General features: G+C 42.1%; 8 protein-coding genes and 2 pseudogenes. 7 read left to right on the top strand and 3 right to left on the bottom strand.

Annotated features, from left to right (window positions below; genetic code table 11):
• Positions 1-317: pseudogene (locus C7H79_RS18550) on the top strand (glycoside hydrolase); the annotation flags it as partial.
• A 94-nt stretch (positions 318-411) separates the two neighbouring features.
• On the opposite strand, the gene C7H79_RS06555 reads toward C7H79_RS18550, so the two are convergent.
• Entirely contained in the window at positions 412-1,041 is a 630-nt protein-coding gene (locus C7H79_RS06555; protein ID WP_172592371.1) for a response regulator transcription factor, read from the bottom strand.
• Between the two features lie 16 nt (positions 1,042-1,057).
• The gene (locus C7H79_RS06550) at positions 1,058-3,166 is read right to left on the bottom strand and encodes a sensor histidine kinase (RefSeq protein ID WP_106706497.1); all 2,109 of its coding nucleotides are present in this window, start codon (positions 3,164-3,166) and stop codon (positions 1,058-1,060) included.
• Between the two features lie 175 nt (positions 3,167-3,341).
• Between C7H79_RS06550 and C7H79_RS18800 the strand changes: the two are divergent.
• From C7H79_RS18800 to C7H79_RS06525, 6 genes and pseudogenes are all read left to right on the top strand, one after another.
• Positions 3,342-3,492: pseudogene (locus tag C7H79_RS18800) on the top strand (IS1595 family transposase); the annotation flags it as partial.
• 697 nt (positions 3,493-4,189) lie between these two features.
• Entirely contained in the window at positions 4,190-4,912 is a 723-nt protein-coding gene (locus C7H79_RS06545; protein ID WP_172592370.1) for a hypothetical protein, read from the top strand.
• 219 nt (positions 4,913-5,131) lie between these two features.
• Positions 5,132-6,364 (top strand): bifunctional alpha/beta hydrolase/OsmC family protein, encoded by a 1,233-nt coding sequence (locus C7H79_RS06540; protein WP_106706495.1) that lies wholly within the window; start codon positions 5,132-5,134, stop codon positions 6,362-6,364.
• 7 nt (positions 6,365-6,371) lie between these two features.
• A complete protein-coding gene (locus tag C7H79_RS06535) occupies positions 6,372-6,776 on the top strand; it encodes an RNA-binding S4 domain-containing protein (RefSeq protein ID WP_106706494.1) in 405 nt (134 codons plus the stop codon).
• Positions 6,777-6,793: 17 nt separating this feature from the next.
• Entirely contained in the window at positions 6,794-7,579 is a 786-nt protein-coding gene (locus tag C7H79_RS06530; protein WP_106706493.1) for an aldolase, read from the top strand.
• Positions 7,580-7,993: 414 nt separating this feature from the next.
• Positions 7,994-9,217, top strand: coding sequence for a cyclic di-GMP phosphodiesterase (locus C7H79_RS06525; protein ID WP_106706492.1), 1,224 nt, complete (start codon positions 7,994-7,996; stop codon positions 9,215-9,217).
• 14 nt (positions 9,218-9,231) lie between these two features.
• Here C7H79_RS06525 and C7H79_RS06520 read toward each other — a convergent pair whose 3' ends face one another.
• Complete coding sequence (locus C7H79_RS06520) at positions 9,232-11,559, bottom strand: nitric oxide reductase activation protein NorD (RefSeq protein ID WP_106706491.1); 2,328 nt, start codon at positions 11,557-11,559, stop codon at positions 9,232-9,234.
• Positions 11,560-11,569 lie beyond the last annotated feature (10 nt).

The raw sequence follows: 11,569 nt of genomic DNA, 5'->3' as shown, positions 1-11,569 counted from the left end.
CTGGTAATCAATATACTCCCCCAGGAGCTTACCATTATTTCTCTCAGCTTTCAGGAGTTATACCCATCGCTCCGACCGTTGAGAAGGTCAACTATTTAAACACTCGCGGTGACAAAAAAGGCCATGTGCCAACTGTCCAGGAACTTCTTGTATTCGCACGCGATGATTTAAAAGCTAATTATATTTTCTGGCAACGCGTTCCCCCATATGTTGATAAAGTGCTAGAGGTAATGAGCTGGAAAAGACAAACGAGCAGTCCATCAGGCGGCTTGAGATCTGCCTGCCCGAAGGCCTATCCTGCCTGTATTTGGAATTAATTCTTTTCTGATCAAGTAGTAGTTGGGATTTGAACTGTCAGTCATTTCGTCAAACACGGTAACTGTTAAATCAAGTCTGAACTACTACATTTTGTTATTGATCAGAGAACCACTTGGTTGCGTAACGTATTAAATCTCCAGTATCTCTCAATTTCAATTTATTGCGAATGTTAAATCGGTGTGTTTCTATCGTTTTAATGCTGCGAGATAGTAGGTTGGAAATTTCATGACTGTTATATCCTAAACCAATCAAATGAAATACCTCAAATTCACTGGGAGTAAGTGAACTTACGGTAGCCTCTTGCTCATAGCCTCTCATTGCAATTCGCTTTAATACTTGTTCTTGTATGCCCTTGCTAAGAAAAATATTACCTTTTAATACTTCACGAATTGCTGTTATCAGAACATTCCTGGGTTCCTGTTTCATCACGTATCCACGAGCACCAGCTCTTAGTGCACGTTCTGCGTAGACGGATTCATCATGCATCGAAATAAAGAGTACAGGTAATGTGGGGTTTAATGACTGGATACTTTTAATTATTTCAAGTCCGGAAACTGATTTGAGTGAAACATCCAGAATCAATATATCAATTGAAGTATTCTGCTTAATAATATCAATAGCTTCTGGCCCATCTCCTGCCTCGCAGGAGACTTCCATATCTGCTTCCATGTTAATCAGCATCGCCATACCGTGTCTGATCATGGCGTGATCGTCGACTAACATTATTTTTGATTTAGTATTAGTTGTCACCTTGATCCACGGGAACCATGAAATGCACTTCTACACCGCTCTCATTTCGTCTTAAAATTGTTAGCTTTCCATCTAATTGTTTTGCACGATAATGCATAATTTTTATCCCCATTCCAGAAAAGAAATTTTCTTCGGAGCTGGACTCATCGAAACCTTGACCATCATCACAGATAGTAAGATGCATAAATCTCTCACTTAATTCATTTATTGCTAAAGAAATTGATATATGCTTTGCCTTGCCATGAATTACTGCATTATTAATCGCTTCTTGGGCAACTCGATACATATTCAGCGTTATTACGCTCCCCACATCTTCATTGCCTATATTATTTGTGAATGTACAGATAACATTATATGTTCCGCTAATTCGGGTTGCGAGCGTTTGAAGTGCAGAGATCAATCCGTTCGCTTCTAATTCAAAAGGCAATAAAACTTTTGAAAGTTGCTTAATATTTACAACGAGATTTTGTGTTTGCAATGCAATGGATGCCGCCAACTCCGAAATTTTGTCGCGCGGTGCATTCATGTCGCCAGTTTGCAATTCCAGTGCACTTGCTTGAAATGCAACAGCGGCTATTTGCTGACCAATATTATCATGCAACTCTTGCCCAATTTTATGAACCTGATCTTCAGCGACTGATACTAAAGCCTCTTCTAATTGTCTAAGCTCAATCCAACCCTCCAGAACACTTGCGATAGCATCAATAAGTTTCTGTTCTTCAATATTGGAGCCTTGCACATCTTGCGCATAATAAACACGTAAGTATCCATGATGCTTATGATTAATGTAGATATCAGATTGAATAAAGAAATTAAATATAGATTTTCTATCGTTCGATCTGACTGGTTTTATTATTTCAATAATATTCGCTGATTGTGCTTCAATAGCTTGGCTTTTATTATAATCTTTTGAAACATATCGCTTCTCATTAATTAAGATTTCAGCTACGCTAGCATGCGGAAATTGTAAAGCGGGAATCAGATGCTTAAAAATTTTCTGACATACTCCATCGATGGACATCTCCAACTCCATTTCCTGGCGTATCTCATAAAGACAAGTAATTTCCTTGAGTCTTTTGCGTAACTCCTTTTCTTTGTTAGTTAACTCAATGGAATATTCTTCTGCTTTAACTTTTGATTGTCGAGCTTCCTTTTCAGAGCTAATAAGTTTTCTAATAAACCAATTTAATAACAAAATTTCAGCAAGAATCAGAGCCACCAAATAAAGGATGATGTCTTTTAATTTATCATTAACTGGCATAAACAACTCATCCTGATCTAACTTCAGCGTCATTACAATACCCAAGGAGGGTAAAGAAGTATATGCCTCAATAACGGAAACATCCCGGTAATCAACCGCAGAAGCAAAACCGTGTTTACCTTTTAACGCCATTTCCTTGGGAGAATTGGTCTCTGTACCATAGCTTATACTTAAATGTGTAAATCTAATAATGGCAGGACTGCTGATAAGGCACGCAATGGCTTGACGATTTTCTGCTAATTTAGCGCAGATTAGAAATTCCACGCTTTTTCCTATCGATTGTACGTTTGCAAAACTCCGGGTCAAATTGGGCAATCTTGTTTCCGTAATGATTTTTCCAATTCTCTGTCCTTGATTAAATACATTAACAGATGTTCTCAAGATAAAGACATTATCCCAAATGAGTTTTGAGTTTCCAGTAGTATCTAAAAGTATTGTGGGATTCTCGTTCGAGCTAAATACCCCCACCTGAGACAGGATATTGTCATTGCGGTCATAAATTACCGCAGCGCTAAAGCCTATTAGTGTAAGGGAATTTACATTACGAGTAAGATTGCTACTTGCGGATTCATGATTGATATTATCATTCAACTCCTGCATAAACTGAACAATAAAGGGCCTAAGAGCCAGTGCGCGAGTGTCTTCTATCCCTTTTTCTATTCTTGTCTGAAACAATAATGCTTTACCCTCTAAGGCTCCAGTCAACCCTCTACCCAATACAGTTTCAATTTGCTGACGCATTGCATTATAAACAGTGATTCCAGTTGTCAGTGTCAATCCCAATAATAATAGACCACCTACGATACTAATTTTGTGATCATCCTTTGTTAAAAACACGTTACTCTCCTTGGGTTACTTTTAATCAAACAGATTTTTTGCAAAACAACACCTGTTCACATCAGTGATGTCATTACAACTCTATAAATCAGAAGGTTTTGGACTTTTAGAGATAAACTGATAGTCCAGTAAGATTATAAAAAACAGTAAATTAAGTGATTATTGTATCTAAAAGATTAATCAGCACTTCCGAACTGATATTCCTGCTGTCAAGATGGGCCTTGCTCTTACCATTAGAGAAAAATCGTAACACGTTTGACAGGTGGTATGGAGTTTTTAGACAAGTAATTTATCAGCATCAGGCTGCTAATAAAGGCGGCATGATAACTGTGTTTATTTAACATCTATTGATAAAGCATTTACAGCACGATGCAAATTTTCCGGCAAGCAGAACGATAGGATATCTGCCTGCGGCACGAACTTTTTAAGGACGATCGGTGATTAATTGATCTGACGAGATTTTTCCAAAATATATGACACATGGTGATCCTTAAGCAGAAATTCCATCGCGTGACCCATCTCCCCATAACATAGAATAAGTATTTGGAAAGATGGTATATAGGGATTATATTATTAAATTAATATGTTATAGGAGGCTTTTTTTTTTGCTGTGCCAAATCAAATTGCTGGTTTCCGGGTGCGACAATTTGCCCTATTGCCAATAGGGATGTGTTAATTTACAATTAAATGGTCTCATTGTGGAATGTCATGAGTCGCTATTGTATTACATCTGCATTTCGATCTTCTTCAGAAAAACTGCAGCAAATTACTGAGTAATTCTTACTCGGTATTTACAAGTCATTGAATTTAAATTAAATATGGATTCTGAAACCAGTATCCATTTCATCGTTATTTTTATTCGGAATTACTTATATCTATACCAGGAATATCAGGATGCCACTGAATATTAAACAACAAACTTCAATTCTTCAACTGATATTGACATTGTTCAATACGTCTCCAGGTGGGAATACACTCAATCATCTCATTGCGCAATTGGAGACGGGTCAATCATTGGAGAATTTGGCACAAAAATTAGCGGAAAGTGTTTTGTTTTTTGATAAACAATATGAGGCTAATCTTTCTTCTGCCGAATTTGCCAGTGCTTTGACAGAGGATTTGCTGGGTAATCGAATATCAGGAAAGAATAAGTCATTAATAATGGACTATATCGTTCATGGAATATCGGCAGGGTCCTCTCAGATAGAATTAATCTCAGAACTTATCAACGTCTTATCATCAACTTCTACTTCCGACCCCAATTGGGGTGGAGCGGTTTTGCACTATAACATTTATAATGCCACCAAAATTGTTAATCACTTGTTAGGTGATACTTTTACAGCTGAGAACAAAACAGTAGTGATTGAATTTATTCTGACTCAAATGAAGGCTGGAAAAACTTTTGGTGAAATGATCGTGTGGGGTATCAAAACCTTGGTGGATGTTGATCACGATAATCCGGTTTGGGGCAATGCGGCAAAAATGTTTGATAATCGAGTAGAAGTTTCAAGATATTATTCTGTCGATAAAGCTGGCGTCGCCACAGATCTTGCGACTTTGCAACGAATACTTTCTGGTGTTACAGCGAATCCCGAGACTATTGATGTCGCAAAGGCTGAGATTGACAAGTTGCAGGATAATTCTTGCATGCGAATTCAACACAATAACGAATTTCGCCTTGATGAGGTATTGAGAAATATGAATCAAAATGTATTATCTGCCGCTAAGGAACAAAAATTTGCATGACAGGTATTTTGTAATTTTGCCGTTTTTATCGCAATGCGTTGTGTGGTTTTCTGAGTGAAGGCTTGCGTCTGTAAGTCAGATTTCTTTTTTTAAGTCTTAGTGGATTTTTCTATTCATGAGTATGAGCGGGTTTTATTCAGTTATTTTTGGTACTATTTAAATGCGGTAATAGAGTTTAAGAATGTTATATGTGATTAGCTGTGATGAGGCCGATAGTTCATGCCACGTATTGAGGCAGTATTTCAGAATTCGCAAGGTGAGCCATTAACAGGATTGCTGGAAATGCCATCCGGTGCTATCAAATCGTATGCGCTATTTGCCCATTGTTTTACCTGCTCCAAAGATAATCCGGCTGCAGCACGGATTGCGCTTGCACTGGCTGCTCGGGGGATCGCCGTATTACGGTTTGACTTTACCGGATTGGGCACCAGCAAAGGTGATTTTGCAAACACCAATTTTTCGTCCAATGTTCAGGATTTATTAGCCGCAGCGAGCTATCTCGAGCAACAGTATGCTGCACCTGCGCTGTTAATCGGACATAGTCTGGGTGGCTCCGCCGTATTGGCGGCGGCACAAGATCTGCCATCGGTTAGCGCAGTGATTACCATCGGTGCACCGGCAACCGCCTCACATGTCAAGCACCTGTTCGCAGATTCCTATCTAAAATTGCAAGATCAACAATCGGTGCAAGTTGATTTAGGTGGAAGAAGTTTTAACATTCGTCGTCAATTCATTGATGATTTGGAGAAATATAATTCTGTGACACATATTGGTGGGTTAAGGAAGGCATTGCTGATCTTTCACGCACCATTGGATGGCATTGTTTCGATAGACGAAGCGGCACGCATATTTACCGCAGCCAAACATCCGAAGAGTTTTGTATCGCTGGATCATGCAGATCATATGTTATCCAATCCGCAAGATTCTATGTATGTTGCAGAGGTATTAGCCGCTTGGGCGAGTCGGTATCTAAAGAAAGATCAAACTTCGGACAGGCAAGAAGAAACCGCAAGACCACCGGTAGAAGAGGGCGTTGTGATCGTGCGTGAACGTGATAAAAAGTTTACACGCGAGATTCTGACACAGCATCACCGATTGATCAGCGATGAACCTACTGCGCTGGGCGGTTCTGATCTTGGATTAAATCCCTATGAATTATTACTTGCAGCACTTGGAAGTTGCACTTCAATGACTTTGCGCATGTACGCAAATCACAAGCAACTTGACTTGCAGGATATTCAGGTTGAGTTACAGCATAGTCGAATTCATGCTGAAGACTGTGTCGATTGTGAGAAACAGATGACACTTATTGACGTCATGACACGGAATATTCGATTAACAGGCAATTTGAGCGATCAACAACGGGCTCGGCTGCTGGAGATCGCCAATAAATGTCCGGTTCATAAAACGCTGCAGAACAAAATCCATATAAATACTAATCTTACGAATTAATATTGAAATGCAATCTAATGATGATAATGAAAAATATCGTATAGATAAGTGGCTATTTGCAGCGCGTTTTTTCAAAACACGTTCATTAGCAGCCGAAGCGATTGATCGTGGACGCGTCTCAATTAATGATCAACGAATCAAGCCTGCTAAAACTGTTGCTGTTGGAGATAAGGTGGAAATTCGTATTAATAATTATATATATACGATTGATGTGCTGGGGTTATCGAATAAAAGAGGCTCTGCGTCACAAGCACAGCAGCTTTATCGTGAAACCGATGAGAGTCGAGAGCAACGGGAGTTGTTGGCTGCACGGTTAAAAGCCCAGCCTCAGCCTTTCTTTACGAGAGGGCGCCCAACCAAACGCGATCGACGGGAAATTGAACGGCTTACTTCAGGCACCGATGAATTTTGAGCATCTAGTGAGAGATTATGAGCAATGACAGCTTCAAATTAGATAGGGAACAGTTAATCAAACAATCGTTGGTGCAAATGGATAAGCATTTGCAAGGCGAAAATTATACGCAAGCACAGAAATTGGCGTTGACCTGCAGGATTTTGTTTGATAACGGACACGATTCCGGATTGGCCGGTCAAATCACTGCACGCAGTGAACAATCGGGTACTTATTTGACACAGCGGTTGGGATTCGGTTTTGACGAAATTTGCGCCAGCAATTTATTGCTCGTCAATGAAGACCTGCAAGTGCTTCAAGGTGGCGGTATGGCGAATCCTGCCAATCGCTTTCATTCCTGGTTGTATCGTGCCCGGCCTGATGTGCAGTGCATTATTCATACGCACGCCGTACATACCGCTGCACTGAGTATGCTGGAGGTGCCACTGGAAATCTCCCACATGGATAATTGCGTACTTTATGACGATGTGGCTTTTCTGCCCAAGTGGCCCGGTGTTCCGGTCGGCAATGATGAAGGTGAATTGATTGCCAAAGCTATCGGTGACAAGCATGCCTTATTGTTAGCTCACCATGGGTTATTAATCGCCAGTACGAGTATTGAAGAAGCGTGCATACTGGCGCTTGCTTTTGAGCGGGCGGCACGCATGCATCTGTTGGCAGCATCCGCCGGTAGGATTCAGCCGATTGATCCCAATTTAGGGCGAGAAGCACGCGACTGGATTCTGCGCGGACAGCGCAGTACCGTGGCTTTTGCGTACTATGCGCGACGTACTTTAAGAAAAGGAACGGATTGTTTGGGGTAGGGGGTCACTGTGAGTCAAATGTTGCCGATATTGCCGGTATCATTTGCTATGACATTTGATGCATAAAATCACACGCCATCATTTAAGTAATTAATCTTTAAAATGTATGCGTTTAAATACATTCAATAACAACAGGCGTGACGTAATGCTCGATAACTGCATATACGAAATTAACATAGGTTACCGGTTGAATACACCTATAAAACCTCGCATTCCTGTCGTTAGTTTCTCCAGGAAAAAGCGCACAATATATTTTTCCATTTTTTCGATCAGCGGTTTTTGCCTGAAAACTGAATCAATCAATTCTTGAGTAAAAAATTGCTAGTGATCGCGTTGGCTTCGACGAACGACACCCATAGCTCAACTCATGACCAAATACAATAAATTTCATTTTTGCTTTTTATACTGAATTTGATGATAAAAAAAGTACAAGCAAGTGAGGTCCGGTTGGGAATGTACATTCATGCAATCCGAGGTAACTGGCTGGAACATCCGTTCTGGAGAAAATCTTTTAAACTGGATCAGCAAAAAGACCTGGATAAGTTAGTGAACTGCGACCTGGACGAAATATGGATTGATACCAGCAAAGGCCTTGATGTTGCTAAAGCTGAAAAGAAACCGGTAATAAATCCAGTTCATCCTGTGGAGAATACAGATCACGAGAATTCCGGTAAGCCGCAGAAACCAATTAAAAAATCTATTGCACAGATTCCAATCGAGGAAGAGTTGGATGTGGCCAAAAAAATCCATAAAAAAGCTAAAGAAACGGTAACCTCAATGTTCAGAGATGTGCGTATGGGTAAAGCGCTTGAAATCGTTGAGGCAGAATCATTGGTGGAAGAAATCAGTCAATCGATTGAACGTAATCCCAATGCGTTACTCACGTTGATTCGTTTGAAAAATGTTAATGAATACACTTACATGCATTCGGTTGCGGTTTGCATGTTGATGGTTGCATTGGGAAGAATACTGGATTTAAGCTTAGAGCAAATTAAACAAGCAGGCACCGCCGGACTGTTGCATGATATAGGAAAAATGGTGATCCCAAATGAAGTGCTCAATAAACCCGGGAAACTGACAGATGAAGAGTTTGTTATGATGAAAAGTCATCCAGAACGCGGATGGGAAATTCTGCAATCCTGTTATCAAGTCCATGAATCTGCTTTGGATGTTTGTTTGCACCATCACGAGCGGGTGGATGGAAAGGGTTATCCGGAAAAATTATCCGGTGATGCACTGACCCTGTTTGCGCGGATGGGCGCAGTTTGCGATGTTTATGATGCAATCTCTTCAGAACGTTGTTACAAATCAGCCTGGACTCCCGCTGAATCGATTCGCAGAATGGCTTCTTGGAAAGACGGGCATTTTGATGAAACGATTTTCCAGGCTTTTGTAAAGACAATCGGTATTTATCCATCCGGTACTCTGCTAAAACTCAAATCCGGGCGACTGGGGGTGGTGATTCAGCAGTCTACAAAAAAATTAACCATGCCCATTATAAAAATTTTCTTCTCTACTCGAGCTAATGCGCACATTCCTTATGAGATTATAGATTTATCAAAAGATACGGATGCTATTCAGAGCATTGAAGATCCGGCTAAATGGGGTTTTGATCTCAACAAGATTCAGGGAATTTAACCCTGTTCGATAATCTATCTCGTCAACCCCGCATACAACACTGGTAATTTTTCCGGCAAGCGCTCTACGTGATCCACCACTAGATAATTGCGTTCGCCGAAAATGCGCGACACATATTGATCGGCGCGCGGGTCGAGGCTCATGCAGTAAGTAACAATGCCAGAGCGGCTTGCTTCTTCCACCGCTTTCTTGGTGTCGTGGCGTAAATACTGCGGGTCGCGCACATCGACGTCAGCGGGTTCACCGTCAGTGATGACGAGCAACAGTTTTTTTGCGGATTTTTGTAGTTTCAAGTAATGATTGGCATGCCGCATTGCGGCACCCATGCGAGTCGACAATTGTCCGGTCATGCCTGCAAGACGGGCTTTCGGAATTTCGTTGTAGGGTTGTTCAAAATCCTTGAAGCGGTAATATTCCACGTCATGTCGTCCATCCGAGCAGAAACCATGGATCGCAAATGGATCACCGATTTTGTTGATAGCATTGGCAAGGAGTACGGTGGCCTGACGAGTCAGATCCAATACAGTGTAGTCGTGACCGGAGACTTTTTCGTTGGTGGATTCGGATAGATCGAGCAGTACCAGTACCGAGATATCGCGCACTTTTCTTATTGAGCGCATCATGATGCGCGGATCGGGCTGCATGCCCATGCGAATATCGATCATCGAGCGAATGGCGGCGTTGATGTCTATTTCATCACCGTCTTCCAGTTTGCGGATGCGCCGTGTGCCTTGCGGTTGCATCGCGTCGAGCAAGAATTTCATGCGCGCAATTTCGCGCTTGTACTGTAATGCAATTTCATCGATACATTGCATGTCACCCAGTTTGGGGCGCTTTTCCTGCACAGTGGCCCAATCCGGACGTTCCAGTTGAATCTGATAATCCCATTCGGAATAGTGGTACGGCGCTGAAACGGGCTCTTTGCCTTCTGTTTGATTGAATGAAACGCCGTTGTCTTCATAGGGAAAGAACTCGGTTCCCATGACCCATATTTCCTGCGCATCGTCGCCCGCTGTTTCAACTTCGATTTCATTGGCAAGTTCCATCACATTGACGTATTTGCGAACTTGCTTGGGTGCTTGATAACCAGCGGTAAGCGATTGGTTGAAATCAAATTCCTCAAATTCCCAAAAGTAGCGATTGTCGTCGCGATAGGGTGCCGTAAGTATATCGGTGCGAGCATTGAATGGAAGATTTTTAGCGCGCAAGCTATGTGCGAGTTGTACGCCGATATCCCACGAAATACGATAATGATTCAGAGTGTCTTGTGCAGTTCTAAACAGTTCGCGGCCTTCAACGATCCAGGGATCTTTATCCTGGTATTCCGGATCGAGTAAAGCGCGCGCCAGGCGGTTGAGATAATCACCCATTGTAACGTTCATATCCGGAGTGGCGTTGTGCAACGCTGACCAGGTTTTGCGCAGGCCGGGAAAGCGGCGAATTGAGAGTTCTTCGATGCGTGCGTCTTCGATGATGGCAATAACCGCCATTTGCATTGGATTCAAGCCCTCCGCGGAAATCGGTTCCTTGGTCTCCACCAAATGTGCGGCAGCGTGCGCGGCGGCGGCGCGATAGACTTCGGTGGCAGAAATATTGCCATGACTGTCATAAGCATCTGGCAGATGCATGAAATAATTTTCAATGAACGGCTTATAGCCTTCGCGTGATTCAAAATCACCGGAAGTCGGTTTCATGAAAAAATCGCGCCCCCACAATGCGCGTAGATACATATTGATACGGCGCTGCACATCGACAAACAACGTGCCTTTACGTTCTTTCTGCAGGATTGCAAGCGATTCCTTGGATTCCAATCCGAAGTATTTGACTTGCTCTTCGTAATTAGTGCGATGCGCATGCGCACCCCACATTGCCCAGCGGCGCAAGCCCCCTAAAGTTAGCTGCCCGAACAGGATATCCAGTTTATTGAGCATCGGGCGCATGCCACGTGGTGCTTGTGCAATCAATGTATTCAGGAATTGCAGATAATTCTGGAATAGCTGAATATCGCCGAGACGTTTGGCTGCTGTAGGAGAGGTGGCTAATACCAATTCAATCACAGCACCCGAAGTTCGCGAGGCAAGTGAAAGAACAGAAGTGGCCAGATCAGCAATAATGTCTTCCCCGACTTCTTTAGCTACCATAGGAATTTCATCAATCCAACAATCAACTAAGCTACGTCCACGCCCCAATCTCTGTAGTGCTGAAACGCCTTTTAGATAGTTATCCAATCCTCGCGGCGAAAAAATTTTGACGACCTCAGGCCAGGCATGGTGGAGTAATTCAATGGATTCAGGTTCCAGATCTTCCAGTAGTTCTTTGTAGTCATTCAGATTAATACTCATGGGAACACCT

The organism is Nitrosomonas supralitoralis, from assembly GCF_003011925.2.
GTDB classification, from domain to species: Bacteria; Pseudomonadota; Gammaproteobacteria; order Burkholderiales; family Nitrosomonadaceae; genus Nitrosomonas; species Nitrosomonas supralitoralis.
This window is presented reverse-complemented; position numbering and strand designations above follow the sequence as displayed.

What these genes read in the sequence shown, in the direction of transcription:
- C7H79_RS06535 (WP_106706494.1), top strand. Translation starts at nt 6,372, where the DNA reads ATGCAATCTAATGATGATAATGAAAAATATCGTATAGATAAGTGGCTA.
- C7H79_RS06520 (WP_106706491.1), bottom strand. Translation starts at nt 11,559, where the DNA reads ATGAGTATTAATCTGAATGACTACAAAGAACTACTGGAAGATCTGGAA.
- C7H79_RS06555 (WP_172592371.1), bottom strand. Translation starts at nt 1,041, where the DNA reads ATGTTAGTCGACGATCACGCCATGATCAGACACGGTATGGCGATGCTG.
- C7H79_RS06525 (WP_106706492.1), top strand. Translation starts at nt 7,994, where the DNA reads ATGATAAAAAAAGTACAAGCAAGTGAGGTCCGGTTGGGAATGTACATT.
- C7H79_RS06530 (WP_106706493.1), top strand. Translation starts at nt 6,794, where the DNA reads ATGAGCAATGACAGCTTCAAATTAGATAGGGAACAGTTAATCAAACAA.
- C7H79_RS06540 (WP_106706495.1), top strand. Translation starts at nt 5,132, where the DNA reads ATGCCACGTATTGAGGCAGTATTTCAGAATTCGCAAGGTGAGCCATTA.